Origin of the sequence: Bacteroides sp. 14(A), assembly GCF_000526555.1 — a bacterium.
GTDB lineage: Bacteria > Bacteroidota > Bacteroidia > Bacteroidales > Bacteroidaceae > Bacteroides > Bacteroides cellulosilyticus.
Genome location: NZ_JAGH01000002.1, coordinates 1,584,522 through 1,608,611, shown reverse-complemented (window position 1 = coordinate 1,608,611; position 24,090 = coordinate 1,584,522). Strand labels below are relative to the sequence as shown.

The 24,090-nt window shown below is 42.7% G+C and carries 13 protein-coding genes; all 13 read right to left on the bottom strand.

Features of this window, described 5'->3' with window-relative positions; all coding sequences use genetic code 11:
* Positions 1–12 precede the first annotated feature (12 nt).
* The 13 genes from K429_RS0113255 to K429_RS0113200 all read right to left on the bottom strand — a co-directional run bounded on the left by K429_RS0113255 (position 13) and on the right by K429_RS0113200 (position 23,999).
* Positions 13–3,114 carry a TonB-dependent receptor gene (locus K429_RS0113255; RefSeq protein WP_026367221.1) on the bottom strand — a complete coding sequence of 1,034 codons (3,102 nt, stop codon included), beginning with the start codon at positions 3,112–3,114 and terminating at the stop codon, positions 13–15.
* A gap of 67 nt (positions 3,115–3,181) precedes the next feature.
* Complete coding sequence (locus K429_RS0113250) at positions 3,182–4,741, bottom strand: sodium/sugar symporter (RefSeq protein WP_007212012.1); 1,560 nt, start codon at positions 4,739–4,741, stop codon at positions 3,182–3,184.
* A gap of 10 nt (positions 4,742–4,751) precedes the next feature.
* Positions 4,752–5,636 (bottom strand): SMP-30/gluconolactonase/LRE family protein, encoded by an 885-nt coding sequence (locus tag K429_RS0113245; protein WP_026367220.1) that lies wholly within the window; start codon positions 5,634–5,636, stop codon positions 4,752–4,754.
* Between the two features lie 16 nt (positions 5,637–5,652).
* Positions 5,653–6,444 carry an SDR family NAD(P)-dependent oxidoreductase gene (locus K429_RS0113240; protein WP_007212010.1) on the bottom strand — a complete coding sequence of 264 codons (792 nt, stop codon included), beginning with the start codon at positions 6,442–6,444 and terminating at the stop codon, positions 5,653–5,655.
* Positions 6,445–6,450: 6 nt separating this feature from the next.
* Positions 6,451–7,620 carry a mandelate racemase/muconate lactonizing enzyme family protein gene (locus K429_RS0113235; RefSeq protein ID WP_007212009.1) on the bottom strand — a complete coding sequence of 390 codons (1,170 nt, stop codon included), beginning with the start codon at positions 7,618–7,620 and terminating at the stop codon, positions 6,451–6,453.
* Positions 7,621–7,639: 19 nt separating this feature from the next.
* Positions 7,640–8,191, bottom strand: a complete 552-nt coding sequence (locus tag K429_RS28710) for an RraA family protein (RefSeq protein WP_231501851.1) — start codon at positions 8,189–8,191, stop codon at positions 7,640–7,642.
* Positions 8,185–8,331: a hypothetical protein gene (locus K429_RS30905; protein WP_231501850.1), complete on the bottom strand. Its 147-nt coding sequence runs from the start codon at positions 8,329–8,331 to the stop codon at positions 8,185–8,187. The genes K429_RS28710 and K429_RS30905 overlap by 7 nt, the downstream gene beginning before the upstream one ends.
* A gap of 144 nt (positions 8,332–8,475) precedes the next feature.
* Complete coding sequence (locus K429_RS0113225; protein WP_007212007.1) at positions 8,476–9,348, bottom strand: helix-turn-helix domain-containing protein; 873 nt, start codon at positions 9,346–9,348, stop codon at positions 8,476–8,478.
* Positions 9,349–9,898: 550 nt separating this feature from the next.
* The gene (locus K429_RS0113220) at positions 9,899–12,112 is read right to left on the bottom strand and encodes a glycoside hydrolase family 3 C-terminal domain-containing protein (protein ID WP_026367219.1); all 2,214 of its coding nucleotides are present in this window, start codon (positions 12,110–12,112) and stop codon (positions 9,899–9,901) included.
* A 211-nt stretch (positions 12,113–12,323) separates the two neighbouring features.
* Entirely contained in the window at positions 12,324–14,912 is a 2,589-nt protein-coding gene (locus K429_RS0113215; protein WP_026367218.1) for a glycoside hydrolase family 2 TIM barrel-domain containing protein, read from the bottom strand.
* Positions 14,909–17,791, bottom strand: coding sequence for a TIM-barrel domain-containing protein (locus K429_RS0113210; protein WP_026367217.1), 2,883 nt, complete (start codon positions 17,789–17,791; stop codon positions 14,909–14,911). Before K429_RS0113210 ends, K429_RS0113215 begins: the two co-directional genes overlap by 4 nt.
* A gap of 136 nt (positions 17,792–17,927) precedes the next feature.
* Complete coding sequence (locus tag K429_RS0113205; protein WP_026367216.1) at positions 17,928–21,977, bottom strand: hybrid sensor histidine kinase/response regulator transcription factor; 4,050 nt, start codon at positions 21,975–21,977, stop codon at positions 17,928–17,930.
* A gap of 225 nt (positions 21,978–22,202) precedes the next feature.
* Positions 22,203–23,999, bottom strand: coding sequence for a cellulase family glycosylhydrolase (locus K429_RS0113200; RefSeq protein WP_026367215.1), 1,797 nt, complete (start codon positions 23,997–23,999; stop codon positions 22,203–22,205).
* Positions 24,000–24,090 lie beyond the last annotated feature (91 nt).

The following is a 24,090-nucleotide window of genomic DNA, read 5'->3' as shown; positions in this document are numbered from 1 at the left end:
ATTTGTACAACCTTAAAAACTAACATTTAATCCCAAAGTGAAAGAACGTGCGTTCGGATAAGTCTCATCATAACCCGTACCTACGGATTCCGGATCGGCTCCCTTAAACCCTGTCCATGTCAGCAAATTCTCTCCTGAAACATAAAGATTCAGATTACTCAATCCCACCTTGTTAATCCACTTCAGAGGGAACTGATAGTTCAATGTCACATTCTTCATACGCAGGTAAGAACCATCCTGCATAACTCTACTGGATATCAACATTCTATCCAGATTATTGGAATGAGCTCTCGGTATGGAACCACTTGTATTATTAACACTCCAACGATTCAGTTCATCATTGAACATGTTCAGAGTTCCATAGCCTGCACCCAGCGTATATTCATGATAAGACCTGTTGAAAACATCATTACCATACACATAATTGAATATTACATTCAAAGTCCAATTCTTATAATTCAAAGTAGTGGATATCCCTCCATACCCCTTCGGATCAGTATAACCAACAATTTCCCTGTCATTAGTTGTTATCTGTCCATCTCCGTCCAAATCGGCAATTTTGTTTTCACCAGGATAATAAGTATCACCACCTTCGCGACCATCTTTCATTTTATCCATTAGAACCCTATCATCATCCCATTGCCAAATACCTTCATATCGATAGGTATATATCGTACCCAGAGGCTTTCCTACCCACCAACCGGCATTTAATGGATTAGATGCGTCGTTCATCCTTTCCTTGATACCTCCATACAAGGACTTCAATTTATTTTTGTTAGTTGCCCAATTTACATCCAAATCCCAGGAAAAGTCCTTGGTAGCAATGATTCGTCCTCCCAAAGAAATTTCGATACCTTTGTTTTCCAATTCACCCACATTAGAATAAATGTTCAGATAACCGGTAGTCACCGGTAAAGGAGTTTGCAAAACCAAATCCTTACTGTTTTTCTTATACACATCCAGAGTAAAACGCAAACGGTTATTAAAAGCCGCTAAATCAACCCCTGCATTGATCTGTTCCTGACGTTCCCAACGCAAATCCTTATTACCCATAAACTGATCTGAATTTTGGATGGTATTTACCGAATTTCCTTGGTAATCGACTGTGATTCCGGGGGATAATTTAGTAAACGATGAATAAAGCGCTACATTACTATTACCCAGTTGTCCCCAACCAAAACGCAATTTCAGATCATCAAGCCAATGCGCCTTTTCCATAAACCTTTCTCCGGAAATACGCCAAGCACCGGCTACTGACGGGAAAAACCCCCATTTATGTCCCTCAGCATAGCGGGAATTACCATCATAACGTCCTGTAAAAGTAAAAATATAATTATCCTTATAAGCATAATTCAATCGACCGATAAAAGAAGCCAAAGCCCATCTGGTTTTACTGGAAGATTGCTTTCCCGCCGGAAATTCAGATGCCGAACTGATATTATTATATCCCATTACATTCGTAGCAAACCCATTCCCATATTGCGTATTACCAAAATAATTATTTACCTGAACAGTGTTGCCCAACATCACATTCACCCTATGTACCTCTTGGAACAACTTAGAATAGTTCAGTGAATTTTCCTGCATAACGTCAGTCCATCTGTTATTCTTTATTTGTGCTTCACCTTTCACGCTTTGCCCCTGTTTTATGTTTGAAGGAGCGAAATATCCGGAAAAATTATTCACCTGATCCAAAGACACGCTACTCTTTAAAAATAAATCTTTTGTAATATCTATCTTTAAATATGCATTCATAGAAAAACGGTTGGACTTTGCATCATTATCTATCTGTTTGGATAAGACCGGATTACTTTGTCCGGGATTCGTATAGTAAGGTAACTCCAAAGGCGCTTTACCATCTATCTCAAACGGGTACATCGGATTTGCACCTAATCCATTTCCAATATTAGCTCCTCCATAAGTAGTTGCGCCATCATAATAGCTTGAATTAACCCCTACTTTTAGCCAAGACTTTATTTGCTGTTCCAGATTTACACGAAAACTAAAACGCCTATGTCCTGTTCCCTGAATAATACCCTTCTGATCATAATAATTAGCGCTGATATAATAATTCGTTTTATTTGTACCACCAGACAATGAAACCGTATAATCCTGAACCACACCAGTTTGTGATATTTGATCATACCAGTCATACGTTTCACCGGCAAGTAAAGTTTGTCTTTCAACATCCGAAAACATAGATGTGGGTAATTCCTTGGCATACTGTTGCTTCAAGACATTAAACTCACTGCGGTATTCTTCTATGCTCATTTGTGGATTTGCCAAGAATTTTGCATCCATTTGTGAGTTTACATTCCCCTCAATACGGATTTCAGCCAATTCCTGTGCCGTTAACATTTTAGGCAAGTTGGAGGGAGACTGAAATGAGGTCCGGGCACTGAATGACACTCTTGCCTTTCCTTCTTCGCCCTTTTTTGTTGTCACAATCACTACTCCATTGGCTGCTCTTGAACCATAAATAGCTGCAGCAGATGCATCCTTCAGAATATCGATAGAGGCAATATCATTGACATTGATATTATTCAAAGTACCTTCCATAATGATACCATCAACTACATAAATCGGATCATTTGACTGATTAATAGAACCTTTTCCACGAATAAGCACACTGACACCTCCACCGGGAGAATTATCACTTAACTGCACTTGTACACCTGCACTTTTGCCTTGAAGAGCCTGATTCAGACTGACTGCCGGAGTTTCCTTCAGTTTGTCTGCCGATACAGAAGATATAGCACCTGTTATATCCTTCTTTTTCGCCGTACCGTATCCAATAACCACTACTTCATCCAAAGCCTGCTTATCTTCTTCCATAATGACAAGCAAATCATGTTCAGCTTTGTTTATAAGCACAGTTTTATTCACAAATCCCATATAAGAGAAAACCAACTTCTCTCCTACCGCTACATCAATGGTAAACCTACCATTTAATTCCGTTACAGTTCCATGAGCTCTATTGGACTGCACAAAAATACTTACACCCAATAACGGCTGCCTACCTTCATCCAAAACTGTACCAGTAACTTTCACTGTCTGTGCAGACAATCCGATTGCGAATAGCAATCCAATCAACGTCAATAAATAATTTTTCATAACACAAAACAATTATTAGATTTAAAGAAATAAATATCAGACTTATCCCAGAATGCCTTTCTACTTTTTACCACCACAAACAATAGAAATAAATCAGAATGGCAATAATGATACAAGACAAAATATTAAATAATTTTCCAGTGCGGAAAAGTGACCATCGTACCGGAGATGCAGACACATCAATTTGTGTTCGGTTTCTCAGCATAACAATCAATCCGCAGCAAAGCAAAAAGACAATCCCCATCCTGTCCATCCAAGGCAACCCCGGACAAAGGAATTTTAGTAAAAGGGAAAAGATAAAGGTTCCTAAAGCAGCTGCTAATGCTCCATTGGCTGTGGCTTTGCGATAAAAGAAACCTGCAAGGAAAATTGCTAATGCACCCGGACTGATAAAACCCGTAAATTCTTGAATATACTGAAATGCCTGATCAAGTCCGGATAACATAGGCGCTATTATAACAGCAATTACCAAAGATATAAAGCTGGTCCAGCGGCCCACATGTACCAAATCAGCCTCCCCAACTTGCGGACGAATATACGAACGATAAATATCCATTGTAAAAATAGTAGCTATACTATTCATCATAGATGCTAAAGAACTAACAATAGCCGCTGTTAGCGCTGCGAATGCAACCCCTTTTATGCCTACGGGGAGTAAATTGCTCAACAACCAAGGGTAAGCTTCATCTGATTTTTCCAATGGAGCATTCAAAGCAAAAGCCGCAATGCCCGGAATGACAACCAGCAATGGAATAAGCAACTTGATAAAACCGGCAAACAACATTCCCTTCTGGGCTTCACTCACTGATTTAGCCGCCAGGGCACGTTGAATAATATATTGGTTACACCCCCAATAATAGAGATTGGCGACCCATAAACCACCTATAATAACAGAAATACCCGGAAGATCCATATAACTAGGGTGAGACTTGTCAAGTATAAGATGGAACTTATCTTCGGTCTGTACATAAAGATTTTTAAAACCTTGTACTACTCCTTCCCCCATTCCCAGAGTATCCAGTGCAATATAAGTTGTTATTAATCCGCCACCTATTAAAAATACCACTTGAATCACATCTGTCAAGGCCACTGCTTTCAATCCGCCATAAATAGAATAGACTCCTGCAAATATGGCCAATCCCAGCACTCCCACAATCATGGGTACTCCCATAATCTTCTCAATGGTCAGCGCTCCCAGATAAAGAATGGAAGTCAGATTAATAAACACAAAAACAACCAGCCAGAAAAACGCCATTACAGACTTTACACGACTATCAAACCGTTCTTCCAGAAATTGAGGCATTGTAAATATCTTCTTCTCAAGGAAAATCGGTATGAAAAACTTTGCCACAATCAACAGCCCCAGTGCAGCAATCCATTCATAAGTTGCCATAGCCAAGCCGATAGCATAACCTGAACCGGACATCCCGACAAACTGTTCAGCCGAAATATTCGAAGCAATAATAGAAGCACCGATTGCCCACCAAGCCAGTCCTCTTCCCGCCAAAAAATATCCTTTTGCACTCTGTGTTTCTTTTTTGTTTCTACGGGAAACAAAGAGTCCTACAAATAAAATCAATAAACAGTAGGCAAAAAAGATAATCAAATCAATAACAGAGATATGCATAATTTTTCAATTAATCAGTTATAAATGGGTAATGATTCTCGCCTGGAACAACTTTAGGTACATCGACAACGAAAACACTGCCACTCAAAGGATATTCTCTACGTTCCATATCAGAAAGCCCGTCTAAAGCTGTCGTTATGAACAACCTGCTATCCCCGATTCCGCCAAAAGTGCAAGAAGCGACATTAGGGGCAGGCACATCTACCTTGTCTACTAACTTTCCAGTATCGGGATCCCATATATACACCCCAAATCCTCCCCAATGTGCTACCCATAAAAGTCCATCAGCGTCGATAGTCATTCCATCCGGGACTCCGTATTCCGGTGGAACTTGTACAACTGTACGTCGCCAGGTTATTTTAGCTGAACAACTATATCCATATTCTTCGATACAGCCACGACCTGAATCAATGTAATACATCCGGTCACCAGCCTTATTCCAGACCATTCCATTTGGAATATATTGCTCAGTCAGAACTGACACCCAAGACAAATCATTATTAATACAGTACAAGCTTCCGGTACGGGTATGTTCCATCAAATGCATTACTCCACACCAAATACGACCCTCCGGAGACGCTTTACAATCATTAGTGCGCAACTGTGAATGCAGACCTGTCAATTCTAAAAGCACCTGATACTCTCTTTCTACAAGATGATAAACAACCAGACGATTCTTCATTGCCAAAATGATTTCATGCTCATGCCCTTTCCAGGGAATGACAGCAGTTATCATTTCGGGAAATTGGTGTTCTTCCATCTTCTGGCTCTCCAGATTATACTGATGCAGGATACCACTGTCAATATCAACCCACAACAAAGTTTTCATATCCGGAAGCCAAGTAACAGCCTCTCCAATCGTGTCATAACAACGATATAGTAGATTCGCTTTCATGTTGATTCTTTCATTATTAAAAATCCTGCATCAATGCCGAACGGCCTCCATCCATCAGTACAGTGGTTCCACTAATAAAACAAGCTATCGGGGAAGCCAGATAGACACATAAAGCACCAACCTCTTCTGCCGTACCAAGTTTCTTTACCGGATGATGATCAACCGTACGCTGACGTTCGGCATTTGCATCAGGAAAAGAATTGAACCAAGTGTCATTTCCTGCCGTATCGATAAACCCCGGTGCTACACCCACTGTCCGTATCTCAGGTCCCCATTCTATAGCCAAGCTGTGTACTAAGCCCGTTATAGCCGTCTTCGTGACATTGTAAGGAAAACATCCAGGAATTGTACAAAACGCATGGTTTGAAGTCATTAGCAAAATAACCCCCTCTTTCGTTTGTTTCAAATAGGGCCTGCAAAGTTTTGCCAAGCGCCAATGTGAAGCCAGATTCAAATCAAGATTATATCTCCAATGCTCTTCATCACAATGTTCTGCGCCCTCAAAAACATTCATCCCGGCATTGGACACAAGAATATCCAGCCTGCCAAATGTATCAATCACCTTTCTAACCAACTGTTCCAAATCCTGCTCTTTTGTAACATCTGCCTGCACATAAAGCCCCCGACTCCCCTCACTTTCTACAGCCTCCACATAAGTAACTATACTTTCATCATTTGCCGCCTTACGTGAACAACCCGCCACATCAGCACCCGCACGAGCAAATTCGCGTGCAACACCTAAACCAATGCCAGAAGATACACCGGTAACCAGTACGACTTTTTCTTTTAAGTCAATAGTAAATGCCATATCTTATCAAATATAAAAATTATCAGGAGCATCGGCTACGATACCGGTATGTTTCTCCAATTCATCTTCAACCAAATCTACTCCCAAACCGGGTCTGTCAGACAGATGCAGATACCCGTCATACACCATTTCCGAAATGGGATGATCAATAACTGTATCCCTCCAAGCCACATCATTAAACATAAATTCCTGCCTGAAAAAATTAGGAATGGCGGCACAAACATGCGACGAAGCCAATGTAGACAATGGCCCATTAGGATTATGTGGAGCGATCAATACATTATAAGCCTCAGCCATGGTAGCCATCCGCTTCATTTCAGAAGGACCACCACAACGGGTTATGTCCGGCATAATAATATCACAGACATGTTTCTCAAGTAACGAACGGATACCAAATCGCGTATAGTGCCGTTCGCCCACACAAATAGTCACATCTGAGGGAATACGCTCACGCATAGCCCGCAAAGTTTGTGAACTCTCAGGACCTGCCGGTTCTTCATACCAAGTGATATCCAACTTAGCCAAACGTTCCGCCATTTTCACGGCAATACGGTAGTTCAACATGGCATGTGTCTCTATCATAATATCCATCTCAGGACCCACAGCCTCCCGCACAGCTTTAGATACATTGAATGCCAAATCTTGTTGTGCAGGGGTCAATGTCAGATTAGAAGCCAAATCCTCACCATAAAAATAGTTTGTATGCGCAAACGGATCAAACTTCAAACCGGTAAAACCAGCCTCTTTTACGATCCGTGCCTGGGCAGCATAGTCCTCCTCATTATGTTTACCTTTTGTAAACCAATAATTTGCATACAGAAGAATATCTTTACGATATGCTCCTCCCAGCAATTCATAGCAGGGAGCATTCAATACCTTACCCTTCAAATCCAACAAAGCCATATCAATACCACTAATAGCACACATACTCGCACCATACGGGCCTATCCAATTCAAGTCACGATACAGTTTCGTCCAAATAAAATCCGTTCTCATCGGATCTAGACCTATTATACGCTGTCCAACATGCTTAACAGCTTCATAAACGACAGGGCTACCCGGCCAGTTGGTAGCTTCACCTACTCCCGTATAACCAGCATCCGTATAAATCTTTAATAATGTCCAATTGTATTTGATGCCTTGCACCAACCACACCTTTACATCAGTTATCTTCATCTTCAAACTCAAATTAAATCTACATTATACCAAACTTGTCAAAAGCATCACGTGCCCGCATACCTTCCTGTATTTTCTTCAATACTATCCGTTCACCACGTGCCTTCTCCAATGCACGGGTAAAAACCTCTTCTTCTATCCGACGAGGAACCACACATACACCGTCAATATCCCCAATCAGCATATCACCATCATTGACCAAAACCCCGTCTACCTCAATGGGAACGCGGTAATCAATAACTTTTCCACGAGGAGCCTGATCCTGCGCATAAGGACCATACGAGAAACAAGGAAAGTCTAAAGCTAAAATACCTTTGGTATCGCGTGAGTATCCATTTACAACAGCTCCTGCGGCTTTGCATTGCATAGCGCGAGCACTCATCAATTCTCCCCACAAAGCATATTCCGGAGAAGAACCGGAGCAGATATACACTTCATCTTCCTTCAAATCATCCAATGCCTCCAACATCAAGCCGAAGGAACGCTGTAACAGAGGATTATTTCCCCCCGATGCAGAATTGTCATGTACGTCGGCTTCCAAAACAGTCATAGCCCGTCCGGCTATCAACATATCATCACGAAGCGGACGAATATGAGGGGGAGAAACTGATGGAGATATCCCATCTTATCCATAATATCTCCGATAACTGCCGTGTAGAGTTCGGCTTTTATCAAGGTTATCAGAGTCTTATCATCTTTCCATTCTTTCATTTTTCATTCTTTTTTATAAAGTTATACTCTTTGTTCCGGTAAGAGCAAAGTTAGTTCACTTAACGAAAAGAATGGATAAATCAAGATTGTAAGACGTGTCCGAAAAGGCTCATATAAAAAGAAATAATGTACAAAACGGAAATACTATCTGGTTACTTCACGTGGAGATATCCCAGTTCGCTGTTTGAAGATGCGTGAAAAGTATTGTGGTGACTGGAATCCACATTGGAAACTGACCTCTTTTACAGATAATTCTGTATTTCGAAGCAGCTCAATAGATTTATTAATACGTATTTGATTCAGATAATCTAAAGGAGAAAAATTCAAGTATTGCAAAAATAAGCTTCTGAGGTAACGTTCACTAATGCCGGCATGCGCAGCTACATCATTAATACTAATGTCCTGATGAAAATTGAAACGAATAAAGGATATAGCTTTTTTTAAAGCATCATTTTGGCAAACAGGCAAATAGTTTTCATCCATATAACGATAAATAAGAACCATCAACTCTGCATAAAACATCACAACCAAATATTGATAATAGGAATTCTTCCCTTCCAATTCGTTTACAATGCGTTGTACTACACGCATAATACCTATATTATTCACTATTTTAATCAGCTTGTTCTCTTCCGAGAAAAGAGAGATGGAATTTGGTGACGTACCATCTATACAATTCGGAAAGTTTAAATCAAAACCGGAAAATATCTCAGGAAGAAATTCAAGCTGCATTAAAGTAGTTCCACCAGAGCCTGCCTCAAACGTATGATTGACATTCGAGAGAATGATCATGGTATCACCCTCAACAAAATTGATGCTCTCATTGTCCAAATACAGAATGCAATTGCCCTTTTTAACATGGTTAATCTCAATACGCAAATGTTTGTGAGGTCCATAGGTCTCAAAAGGATAAAAAGAAATAAAACGGAATACATCCGCTAATCTCTGACTTTTCAGATTATTGGTTATATTGTCTAAAAATGTCCAAAGGGTGGAAAGTTCCGTAGAATTATTCATCTTCGATGTTGTATTCCTTATAACTGAATACCTTTTTATTTGTTATTAACTTCGTAAATTAACTACTAATGTTCACTTCATTCTAAGAAAGAAACGAAATATCCTCTAAAAGTAAAGGTCTATTAAGCAAACCTCTATGAGTTGAACTACCACACAATGAGCTATTTACTTCGTCAAGCAGTAAGAAGTTTGCATACGGACGTACCACATTTGTAGTTGGACAGTAAGCTCCCATACCTGTGACGTCCGCATACAAAAGTAGTAAGCCTTCTCAATAAAAACAATAGAAATACCTAAGAAAATAGATAAAGATTTGCAAAACATCCACAACAGTAGACATACTGTGACAGATGAATCCGTAAGTTTATGAAACAAGTTGCCTGATAAACTTATTGATTTTACAGAAAAATAAAAAGTAATTTCTAACTGTAGGTTCGATAGATATTATCGAAAAAAAGCCCTGCAAAGGGCTTATATAAAGGGGAATATAATAAATGGAGAAGAAATGCGAAAACACTCCACACCCCTTCCCCATTCAGCAATCACTATCTTATTTCAACTCGAACGGAATCGTTCCACGAATATCCGCAGAAGAGGCTCCGATATAAGCCTTAAACTTACCCGGTTCTGCCGTCCATCCGCCAACAGTTTCATCATAGAACTTCAAATCATCCGGAGTGATGGTGAAAGTTACTTTTTTTTCTTCACCCGGTGCCAAAGTTATCTTTTGGAATGCCTTTAACTCTTTCACAGGACGCAGAACACTACATTTTTCATCTCCTACATACAGTTGTACGACTTCCTTTCCGGCAACACTACCCGTATTCTTTACAGGAATGGTCACAGTCAGAGAATTGTCAGCAGTTATTGTTTTAGCAGAAGCTACCGGTTTGCCATAGGTAAAAGTCGTATAACTCAAACCATACCCGAAAGGGAATAAGGCGGGAATCTTCTTGGTATCATGCCAGCGATAACCTACCAGAATATCTTCTTTGTAGACCTGCTTGATACTATCACCCGGATAACTCAATTCGTCAAATGCATGTGCACCGCAATCCGTCAATTTCACAGGAAAGGAGAAAGGAAGTTTTCCGCTGGGATTCACTGCACCACTCAGTACATCGGCAAGTGAATTACCACCCATAGATCCCAGATACCAGCCTTGCAGGACGGCCGGAACTTTATTCAGCCAAGGCATTTCCACGGCATTACCACTCAACAATACCAATACCATATTTTTATTGACTCCCAACAGAGATTCAATCAGTTCATTTTGTCCGAATGGCAAACCGTATGTCACACGGTCACCGGCTTCACAATCCTGGAAATGATTCTTATTCAATCCACCGAACAAAATCACAAGATCGGCTTCTTTGGCAAGTTCAGTTGCTGCTGTGCGCAAGGAATCCATCACCGACTGGGGAATTTCTTCTGCACGCCCATACATCGGACGTCCGGCAGCGTAACCTTTCGTATAAACTACCTTGTCACCATAAAGAGCGCGCATACCATCGAGTGGAGATACCATATCTTTTACCTTCAGTTCAGAAGAACCGCCTCCTTCGTTCAACAAGCGGACAGCATTGTCACCTACTACCAGTATACGTTGATATTTAGAGTCATCAAGCGGCAGCAAAGGGGTACCTTTTTTCTGGACAGGTGTGTTTTTCAGAAGCACAATACCCTCATTACCAATCTCACGGGCAGCCTGATAATGCTCTTCACTTGTCAGCGAACCATAAGGTTTCTGACGATTCATCGCCGTGCGGAATATCAAGCGAAGAATACGGGAGGCTTTATCATCCACTGTGCTCATAGGCACCTTACCTTCCTTCAACATCCGGAGATAAGGCTTAGCCAGATAATAATCGTCGAAGGTAAATGCACTTTCTGAGGTCAGACCGTTGGTATAGGATCCCATCTCGATGTCCAAGCCATTCATGGCTGCTTCGTAAGTATCATGGGCACCACCCCAATCGGTTACGACTACACCGTCAAAACCCCAGTCATTCTTCAATATCTTATTCAGCAAAAGATCATTGTGGCAGGCATGCTGACCACGCACCTTGTTATAGGCTCCCATCACGGTCCAGGCACCACCTTTCTGCACAGCAGCCTTGAAAGCGGGGAGGTAGATTTCGTGTAAGGCACGGTTGCTTAGTTGCACATCAATGTGTCCACGCCATAACTCCTGATTGTTCAAAGCATAGTGTTTCACACTTACGGCAACCCCGTTTTTCTGTATCTCCCGAATATAAGGTACACACATCACGCCTGCCAGATAAGGATCTTCCCCCATGTATTCAAAGTTACGACCATTCAGAGGAGTACGATAGATATTAACGCCAGGCCCCAAAAGAACATCTTTTTCCCGATAACGAGCTTCTTCACCAATAGCCTTGCCGTAGATGGCGGACATTTCCGGATTCCAGGTAGCGGCAAGACAAGTCAAGGCAGGAAAAGCAGTAATACTGTCATTAGTCCATTTGGCATATCCCCAATCGTTCCAGTTGATTTCTGCACGAACACCGTGAGGTCCATCACTCATCCAAAGTTCGGGGATACCAAGACGGGGCACACCGGGACTGCTGAATTTGCTCTGCGCATGGCAAAGGGCTACTTTCTCTTCCAGTGTCATACGGTTGAGAGCATCTTTTATACGTGCTTCAATGGGTTGCGTATCATCTAAATATACAGGAGTTTGCGCTGTCAAAGTAGTCAATGAACAGGCAAACAGGAGAGTTGAAAAGAATTGTTTCTTCATTATTATTACATTAAAGATATTACTTTTAGTCGTTGGCGGAATTCATTCATTTCTTTTCGGTTATGAATTAATTCACCACAGATTACACAGATTGACACAGATTCTATTTTACTGATTATTAGATTAATAAATCTGTGTGATTCTGTGTAATCTGTGGTGAGTCTTATTCATTCCTTTCCCGTTATGAATGAATTCTGCTAACAAGTTACTTTTATTTTGCTTTAATAACGGTCACTGCCGTTTTCAATCCTTCGGATGTAGCCGTCAGTTTGATGCCTCCGGATTTTCCGTCACTTTGAACAACCACCAGGCACTTCCCATAGAAAGCCTTGCGATGATCAGCTTTGAATTTCTCCATTGAAACAGGACTACCATTGTCTACACCGGCAATAAATCCCGCACCTTGCACATCGAACATGATCTGATTATCGGCATTCGGACAAAGATTACCATCTTTATCCAGCACCTCCACTGTTACAAAACTAAGATCTCTGCCATCTGATTTGATTTCATTCCGATCAGCCGTCAAGCGTATCTGTGCTGGTTCTCCGGCTGTATGGATCTCCTTCTCCAATACCGTTTTTCCATCCTTGCGGGAAACGACTTTTACCACACCCGGTTCATACTTCACACGCCATACGACATGAAAATCATCCTTACCTTTTGTACGCACACCCTGCGACCCGCCATTTACAAAAAGCTCGACCTCATCCGCATTATTATAATAAGCCCACATATCTATATCCTGCCCCGGCGCCCAGTTCCAATGCGGAAAAAGGTGCAATACCTTTTTCTCCGGATGCCATTCCGACTGATAGAGATAATACACATCTTTCGGAAAACCGGCCAGATCGACAATGCCGAAATAAGAGCTACGGGCAGGCCAACCGTAAGGAGTCGGTTCACCTAAATAGTCAAACCCGGTCCAGACATACTGTCCGCTGATAAAATCATTATTTTTCACGTGGCGCATCGTGCCCTCATGACTGTTCCCCCAAGGTACATGACAGTTATCATACGAAGAACAGGAGAAACTATCATCAAAATAAGGTTTATCCCAACGTTCAGGACAAATAACAGTTTCGTCACTCGGCATCCGGTAGTAGCCACGCGTCATCAGTGCTGATACACTTTCCGCCACAATGAACGGTTTACCGGGAAATTTCTCGGGTACACCGGCAAACCAATCATCATGATAATTAAAGCCGATGAGATCTAATGCTCCCGAACGGAACAAGTGATTATTCGGGTTCGGTTCATTACAGCCAGCCGTAACGGGACGGGTAGAATCGAGAGCTTTTACCATATCTGCCAGTTTCTTCGTCAGTAAAGAGTTCACACTCATCTCACCTTCTTTCGCCAGCATACTCTGATCATGACCAAAATTCAGAATCAAGTTCGCTTGTTCCAAGGTCAACGTATCCGCTTTTGCATCCGACCATTGCTCCAGCACTTCGTTGCCAATGCTCCAAATGAAAACAGAAGGATGGTTACGGTCGCGAAGTATCAAATCCGTCAGATCGCGTTCATGCCACTCGTTGAAGTAACGGGAATAATCATGAGCCGTTTTTCTTTTGCGCCACATATCGAACGTCTCATCCATTACAATAAATCCCATACGGTCACAAAGATCGAGCAGTTCAGGTGAGGGAGGGTTATGAGAACAGCGAATTCCATTACAGCCCATTTCTTGCAGTATCTCCAACTGGCGCTCGATAGCGCGGATATTGACAGCCGCCCCAAGACACCCCAGATCATGATGCATACATACACCATTAATCTTCAGCCGTTCTCCATTCAGAATAAACCCTTTCTGTACATCAAAACGGAAGGTACGGATACCGGTATTCGTACAGTAGTTATCCAATACTTTACCGGTTGTCTTATCAATAAGGATACTGTTCACCTTATATATATAAGGAGTGTTCACGCTCCAAAGATTAGGGTTCTTCACTACAATTTCCTGTTCTACCTCGTTCGGACAGGCAGGTATCACTTGCAGTTCCGATGCAACCTCACCCACAACATTCCCTTCTGCATCCATTAGCCGTGACTGCAACACAACATCTGCCAAGGAAACAATTTCCGAATCAAAAACAACATACGTACCATCCGCCTGCTTCACGGAATCTTGCAGTTGAGCGGCCGCATCATACTGTATTTTAGTACGTATGTTTAGTCGTGCACTGTTCTTCGACACATCTTGCGCCGTGATAAAAGTACCCCATTGCGCTATATGCACGGGGGTAAGCTTCGTAAGCCATACATTACGGTAGATGCCACATCCCGAATACCAGCGGGAATTAGGTTGTTCCGCGTTGTCCACACGTACGGCAACTACATTCTTTCCGCCCCACTTGATATGGGGAGTCAGATCGTAACTGAACGAGACATATCCATAAGGACGTACACCAAGGGAATGACCATTGATAAAGACTTCCGAATTCATATATACACCGTCAAAATCAATATACAGGCGCTTGCCTTCATCCGCTTTGTCAACAGTAAACGTTTTGCGATACCAACCGATACCACCGGGTAATGCCCCTCCTCCTGTTCCGGAAGGATTATCCTTACTGAACTCTCCCTCGATAGCCCAGTCATGTGGAAGATGGAGGATCCGCCATGCCGTGTCGTCATAATCGGGACGGGATGCCGCAGAGTCATCTCCCAGATGGAAAGTCCAGTCAGCGGTGAAGTCCTGTCGACGGTTATCAGTAACCCGTTCAGCGGAGGTGCAACCTCCCAATACCAAGAAGAGGAGCAAACAGGATATTGGTATTATTAATAGTTGTTTCATGATATTGATACACTCTGCTGCTTCCCATCATACTTCACCGTCACCCCCTTAGCCTTCGCGTCAAAAGGTTGCGGCTTATCCTTACTTACCTTTACAACGTTGAATGTACGTTCTTTCAGCATACCGGGAAATTCTCCTGCACGGTCACCAATAGTCAGAGTGCCTTCCGCATCATTGTAAGTAAACGGGATGGTGGCATACTGCCCTTTTTCGTAGTTATAATTCACACCTTCATCCTCGTACAAAGTGAACTCACCATCTTTACCCGCATATACATATAGTGTGATTTCTTCCGCAGGCTTCTCATCACTATACTGCATTTCCGGTCCGTAAGGCACAATAGCCCCTTCGCGTACATAGAGCGGCATGCGTTCATAGGGAGCGTCCACTTTCAACTGTTGCCCACCGGCCATGTACTTACCGGTATAGAAATCATACCAACCGCAAGTTGCCGGGAAATAGACCTCCCGAGTGCGTGCACCATACTCATACACCGGAGCCGCCATCAACGCCGGACCGAACATAAACTGGTCACTGATATTATTCACCTTTGTATCTGCCGTAAAGTCCATTACCAGCGGACGCATAATCGTATAATCATCAAAATAAGTCATCCCGGCCAATGAATAAATATAAGGCATCATCGTATAGCGCAACTTCGTATAATACACTATAGAACTATAAGCCGGATGTCCTTCGGGAGCTATATTCCACACCTCACGGAACGGATACTGTCCATGTGCACGGAACAACGGGCAGAATGCGCCAAACTGATACCAACGTGTATTCAATTCACGCCATTCCTTATAGTCCGCATTCTCTTTTCCGGTCTTATTGAATTCCTTTTGTCCGTCTTCATAGCGTTTTTCTACGCAGAATCCGCCAATGTCCATCGTCCAGTAAGGAATACCGCTGACTGCAAAATTCAGTCCGGCAGAAATCTGCGCCTTCATATCTTCCCAACGGGTAGCGATATCGCCACTCCATGTTGCGGTAGAATAACGTTGCAATCCGGCAAATCCCGAACGAGTCAGCAAGAATACACGTTTGTCATTGTCTACGGCACGTTGTCCGTCATAAATAGCCTCAGCATTCATCAACGCATACGCATTGAAATATTGGTCGGACGGACCGAGAGCAGTCGGACCACACAAAGCTTTCCGATAAGCCAAATCCGTACAGTCGCGTACATTCGGTTCACTGGCATCCATCCACCAGGCATCAATTCCGAGGGGATAAAGATGATCTTCCATCTGTTTCCAGAACAGCTTCCGTGCGCCCTCAGCATAAGCATCATAGAAAGAACCGATGTAGCCGGGACCAATCCAGTCACGAATGCTGTCTTTAACGGCCTGCTGATACATCCAGCCTTTTTCATCAAACTCTTTATAATGTTCCGTAGTCATATAGAATTTCGGCCAAACGGAAATCATCATCTTGGCATTCAGAGCATGAATAGAATCTACCATTCCTTTCGGATCAGGGAAACGAGCTTTGTCGAACTCATGACTACCCCAGGCATTTTCCGGCCAGTAGCTCCAGTCGAGCACAATATTATCAATGGGAATCTGACGTTTACGGAATTCCTTCAAAGCATCCAGTATTTCTTCCTGCGTCTTATAACGTTCGCGGCTCTGCCAGTATCCCATCGCCCACTTCGGCATGATTTGTGATTTTCCGGTCAGAGCACGGTATCCACTGATTACCTCGTCCATATCCTCGCCATAAACAAAATAATAATCGATTTCATTCTGCATTTCTCCCCACCACGACTGTTTGTTCTGTTCTTCAGCAGATACAGGAGACAATGCACGCAAACCGCAATAGGATACATATCCATCAGGAATCCATTCAATTTTCAATGGAACACGTTTACCGGCTTTCAAATCTACGGCAAACTTATAACTGTTCGGATTCCAAGCCGTACGCCAACGTTCGGGAACCACCAGTTCACCATCAATGTATACCTTCATATATCCTGCATAATAGAGGATAAAACGGAACCTACCACTCTCCATCGGCTCAATTTCTCCTTCATACGTCACCTGCGAACCCATGAAAGGAAATCCTTCTGGTAAGTTCACGACTTTCGACAAATCTTCCGATTTCAGATGTTCAAAATAAACAGAATCTTCCCGGCGTACCAGTGTCTCCGCTGTTGATTTCTGAGAGGGTACGTATGTTCCTGTCAAAGCACCTTCCTTACCCTCCTTATCATAGAGTTTGAAAACTGTGCTTAACTGTGCATAATCACGTGGATCGCCGAAACGGCAAAGCGAATAACTATCCCACAGAATACCGTAATTCTTATTGGAAACGATAAAAGGTACGGAAACCTTTGTATTATACTGGAAAAGTTCCTCGTTCTTACCTTTATAGTTGAATTCATCAGCCTGGTGTTGTCCCAGTCCGTAGAATGCCTCATCATCGGGTGACTGGAATACCTGACGTACCGTATACGCCTTTGTTCCCTGCACTTCGATAGGCTGGAAACTCCTGCCTTTCTCATCTTCCGCCAAAATCAGGTTACCGGAAGCATCGGTAAAGCGTACTTCACCCGTGGCTTTGGATACAATGGCGCACACCTCTGAGGTTTTTACCGAAACGGCATCTTCACTTTCTTCCACGCTGAAGTCCGTCTTATCTTTTTGGGGAACTATAATCAGGCTTTCCGCCTTTGAAAAGTTTTTTTCGGGAGTGGCTGACACATGAATCAACTTCTCTCCCATTACTTCAACCTTCACCTTTCGCACATCCGTCGGTTGCTGTTGTTCGACATTTACAATAATGCCGTTACTCGTCTTCTCATACCCGCCTCCGGAGCATGCCATCAGCATCCATCCTGCGAGCAAACAAACTGAAGTGTTTTTCAATTTCATATCTTTGTTTTTAAAGTTATTTTCTCCGAGTGTAAAAGTAGGAAATCATACAGTAAACAAGCCCTCCCGATGTTGAAAGGAAAGGGCTTATTTGATTTATAGAAATATCAGATGTTTCAACAATGGGTACTTTTTGTTATTTACCCTCCTTTTCCTGATATACAGAGGGTAAAACGCCGAATTCATCCTTGAAATACTTACTGAAATATTTGGGGTTATTGAAGCCCACCTGATAGGCAACCTCCGACACATTCTGCTGGCTCTCGCGCAGAAGTTGTGCCGCACGTTTCAGTCGGATAATACGAATAAATTCTATCGGAGTTTTACCGGTAATCTGCAACAGCTTTTTATAGAGATGCACCCGGCTCATGCCCAGTTCATGGCTCAATTCTTCCACAGATAAATCGGGACGGGCAATATGCGTCTCCACATACTTTATCGCATTCTCAATCAGCTTTTCGTCCATCGAAGTGATAACAATTTCACTCGGTTCGGGATCAATACGGGTGCGAAGTTTATTTTTGCTGCTCAAATCTATCAGTTTACGCATGCGCAAAATCAGTACCTCCATATTGAAAGGTTTCGTCACATAGTCATCCGCACCAATCGTCAGACCTTCCACTTTATTCTCTACGGATTGCTTGGCCGTAAGCAACACAAAAGGAATATTACTTGTACGCTTGTCAGCCTTCACCCAACGGCACAGTTCGTTCCCGTCCATTTCAGGCATCATCACATCACAAACGATGATATCCGGCATTAGTTCCGGTATCATCTGCCAGGCTATCTTTCCGTTTCCGGCAGATTCTATACGGAAATACAGACTCAACGTATAACGCATGAAAGAAACAAAATCTTCATTATCATCCACAATCAGTGCAAGTGGCTTCTTCCGTTCTTCCTCATTCAATTCTTCCACTGAAGCAAGTGCCACCGCATCCTCTTCTGCAGCTTCTTCCGAGAGTGGAGTCGCTACGTTCACCACCGAATGTTTCACCGGAATATCTACCACAAATACACTGCCCGTACCCACATTGTCGAACACGCGCACCACACCGCCATGCAGCGTAACGTAATCACGTACCAGGCTCAAACCGATACCACTCCCCGTACTGGGGTTACTATCACCTATACGCTCCGATTGATAGAAACGTTCGAATATACGTTCTTTATCAAGGTCGCTGATACCTACCCCCGTATCGGATACTTTGATTTCCAATGTTTCCGTAGTTCCTTTTATCAGTTCAAGAGAAACATCCACCCGCCCTCCATCCGGAGTAAACTTAAACGCATTAGAGAGCAGATTCATCACTATCTTACCTATTTTATCCTCATCGAACGACATATTCAACGATTCGATTGCCGAGAAAAAAGTGAGATGCACGTTTTTCTTTTCCGAAAGCATCAGGAATGAGTTGCATATAGAGTGAACATACGATACAACCTCCCCCTCCGAAAGATTCAAATGCAACCCTGCCACCTCATTTTTACGGAAATCAAGTAATTGGTTCACAAGATTCAGTAACCGCAATGCATTACGATGCATCAGTTTCAATTGCTCCTGCTTCCGTTCATCATGGGTTTCTTTCATCATTCCTTCCAACGGAGAAATGATCAACGTCAGCGGTGTACGCAGTTCATGGCTCACATTGGTAAAGAAACGGAATTTCATCTGATTGACTTCTTCATTCCGCTCTGCTTCACGTTCCATCTGTTGTATCCTGAACTTATTGCGTTCACGGCGCAGCACAGCATTGCGAGCCAGCAGCAATGTGCCTATCAATAACATAGCATACAGAACATACGCCCAGGGGGTCATCCAGAAAGGCGGTAGGATTACTATTTTAAGGCTTGACTCTTCTGTTCCGGCAAATCCATCACTATTGATTGCCTTCACTTTCAGCGTATAAGTACCGGGTGCCAAATTCGTATAAGTAACGCGGTGCATATCAGCCGCACCTGCCATCCAATCCTCATTAAATCCCTCCAGTTTATACAGATACTGGGTTTTCTCAGGCAAGACGTAATTATCCGATGCAAACAATACAGTGAAGACATTCTGTTTATAATCAAGTTTCACCTCTCTGGCTTTATTCAGCGACTCACGCAGCAAAACACGTCCACCATACTCCTTTCCAACCTCCACTTCTTCATTGAAAAGCTGGAAGCCGGTAAACATCACCTTGGGCAACGTCCGGTTATATTTGATATTCTCCGGTCTGAAAGTATTCAATCCATACATACCTCCCATTGCAATCTCACCCGAGGAAAGACGTTTAATGGAACGTTGATTGAACTCACAGCCCTGCAAACCGTCCTTATCATCATACCTGTAATAGTTGAAAGTATAATCTCCGTTTTTTGTATCGATAGAAGGAATTACATTCACTACACCATTGGCCGTAGTCACCCACATATTTTTATTATCATCTTCTACGATACCGGTAATAAATACCCTAGAATCGTTCTGCGAAAGAGGAACTACCTGTAAATGGTCGTTCTTCGGGTTATAGAGATTCAGTCCTTCACGTGTTCCCACCCATATCAATCCCCGGCTATCCTCATAGACCTGGTTAATGCTCTGATTGGAAAAGCGGATACTTCCCGACTGGTTGCCTACCAGATTCGTTATTTTCCGGGTAGTCAGATCCATTATGGATACCCCCGTAGAAGAAGTACCGATTATCAGACGATTATCACGACTCATACATAAAGAGGCTATATGATTGGAAATAATTCCGGAGTTACTTATCTTATAAGTGGTGAACTCACCTGTCCCCGGATTCAGACATTGTAAACCGCCTCCCAAGGTTCCAATCCAGATATTTCCGTTCTTATCTTCTGCCAATGACCAGACATTGTTATTAGCCAGCGAATTATCATCTCCCGGTCTGTTCCGGTAATGCACGAAGCGATTGCCGTCGAAACAATCCAATCCTTCCCAAAATGTCCCTATCCAGAGTTTGCCGTCCTTAGCTTGCAACAAACTTACAATGACATTCGAAGCAATAGAGTTTCCTCCCGGTGAGTATGCATACAGTTTCTTTTCATCCGTCTTCGGATTCCAACGTATCAACCCGGCGTCATTGGTACCCAACCACAACGAACCGTCATTACTTTCTTCCAGACAGTTAATATCCCCCAAGTGGTTGATGCCGAACTTAAAAATGCCCTCATCATAATAAGCCACACTTTTCTTATAAGTACCTATCCACATCACACCGCCTTCATCTTCATAAAGCACATTGATGGTATTATTGGGCAAACCTCGTTCGTCATCCACATCATACGTAAGCGAGACAGTTTCACCAGTCGCCTTATTCCAGATATCGATGCCATCCTGGTCCTTTCCAAACCAAATACGTCCCTGCTTATCCTGAGCTACTGCTACGATATGAGCCTGACCTCTATCGCTGAAATTCCATTGTGAATGCCACTTCCTGTCAGACAAATCGTAAGCCCATACACCCGGGGCACCATATATCCATAAATCTTCATCCTTATCCACATACAGGAAGAAGATATCAGTACGCGTTCCCATGTGCTCTGCAATATCTGTCAAAATCCATTTTACACGTACCGTCTCACGGTCGATACAGATTACGCGCCCGTTATCATATACCAACAGAATGCCATCCTTACATTCAGCCATGTCTATAATGACACCTTCGGGTATTCCTTTCTCACCGAAAGGCAGGGATACAGCATTCTTTTCACCGGGACGATAACAGTAGCACCCTTTCCCATCTATGGCAAACCAGGTATTCTTTTGCTTGTCGACAAATACATAGCGGGGTGTTCCGTCTATCCCTATATCCCACATCCGGGAACGAACATCACAGACAAAGCTCTCCGTATCCCAGTTATAAATGACATATCCGTTTTCTCCCGTCCGTATCCATAAACGTCCTTCACTGTCTTCCACTATCTTCTCAATATAGTTGTCAGGTAAAGACGCAGAACCATTGTCAGTGCTCCGGAATACCTTGAAACGATATCCGTCATAACGTGCCAGTCCGGCAGCGGTGCCGAACCACATAAAACCTCTTGAATCTTTATAAATGGCATTGATTTGGTTGCTGGGCATTCCGTCCTTAACCTCCAGATGTTTGAACATAAAGTCGTGTGAAAAGGCAGAAAAACATGCCACAACGACTGAAACGATAAGTAAAATCAATCTCTTCATAGTAGTAGATATAGGAATATCGTTAACATATTGCAAATGAAACAAAAAGGAATCGTAAAAACAAGGTTTTCAATGTGTTTTTTTATCATTTCATACCCCATCATTTGTTTCCCGGACAGAAAAGAAGGAAGTAACTTCCCTCACAGAAGCTACTTCCCAAAACCAATCAAAAAAAAACCTGTATTAACAACAATCCCTGTATACACGAGGGGTATTTATGAAAACCTATTGCGGTGCATTGTCATAGACGGATTGCAATGTATAAAATGCATCTTCTGTAAAGATGGCCTTTTTCATTACTTCTACTATTTCCGCTGCATTATTCAGATAATCACCGGTAGCATGATTAAACAAACCTGATTCTTCCTTTCCACTACCTGTACCGCCATTATCCCAATAAACAGGAGCCAATCCGTATTCTTTCGCTGCTTTACATATATATTCCAGATAGTACTTGCGGAAAGATTCCGCACGGTCAGTCGTCCGGCTTACACATCCCATTTCACCAATATATACCGGAATGCCCTTATCTATATACGTTGTCTTCAAACTATTGAATACATCTTTCACATTGTCTTCGTCTCCCCAGTTAGCTTTCTTATCGGCAGCGCCGGTATGCCCCCACTCCGAATACTTTGCATCCAGTGTATATTCATTCGGATCATAGAAATGAACAGATACCATCAGACGATTCTGAACTTTATCAGTCGGCAGTTTGAAGTTGCTCACCGTAAGTGCCACATTGGTACAATACCCCGGCACACCCAGGAAACGATTGCTATTACCACCACCTACAGCACGTACCGCATCTACAAACACCTGATTCCAGTCGTTCAATATTGAATATTGTTTTCCACCATCATTACGGTTGTCGCCCCAGCCCCAACCGCCATCATGAATTTCATTCATCGACTCGAATGCCAGGAAGTTGCCCTTATCCCTAAAACGTTCGGCTATCTGTGTCCATACAGCTTTCAATTCTGTTTTAATTGCGGTATTTTTAGTTTCATCCAGAGCAGCATCTTTAATGCTAAGCCAGTATTCACTATCAGCTCCATCGTGATGAATATTGACAATAGCATTCAGTCCGGCATTTTCTGCATATCCTACTACCTCGGCAACACGATCCATCCAGGCTTTCTCTATTTCATAACCGGGGGCGTCTCCAATATGTCCCATCCATGTAACAGGAATACGTACGGTAGTAATACCCGCAGCAGCCAATTTATCAAATAAAGCCTGTGTCGTCTTTTGATTCCCCCAGGCCGTTTCATTGGCCACACCACTATTATACGCATCCAACTGATTACCCAGATTCCAACCCAATCCCAGACTTTTAGCTACAGTCCAGGGATCTTCACCTGCTATTTCATTCGAGCTTATCTCACCTCCCGCCAACTGCTTCACGGTCACAGTTGTTGCCGGCAAGTCACCCAAAATAAAAGTAATGGTACCGGTACGTTCTTTTCCGGTATTGGCAGCGATGATAAAAGTCTTCGTTTTATCCACCATAGCGCGTGTTTCTGTTTTCTCGGTAATCCAGCTATCATTAATAGTTATAGTTGGTTCACCGTTAGTCATCACTTTCACAGTGATAGTACCACCCGCTGCCGATATGTCTTCAAACAAGACAGTCTCCAGATCCAGACCTTCGGTAGCTGTTTGAATGACATTGAATGTCTCTGTCAGGTTACCACCTTTCACAGTAATAACAGATGTACGATTATCGGTAGTTGAATTGGATTTTACATCTATCGTATATTTAAAGACCGTAGCAGAAGCTGAAACTGCCGGAGTCACTACGCACCAATCCTGGTTACTGGTAACTTCCAACGTCACATTCGATTTCACAGAGAGTGTGTTTGTACCTCCGGCTTTGGAAAAACTCATTCCATTCGCCAGAATGTTTTCGGAAATTGTTATTTCCGGTGTTACAGGATCATTGTCATCACTGGAACATGCGGCAGCGAAAGCAGAGAGAGCAATCGTCAACAGCAACAGATAAGCTTTAATTTTATTCATGAGCATTATGTTTTTCGTTCTCAAATATTAGGTTATGGATAGAAATCCGTGTTGGCAAAGATAGGGCAAAGCAGCCACACAAAGCGTTTAG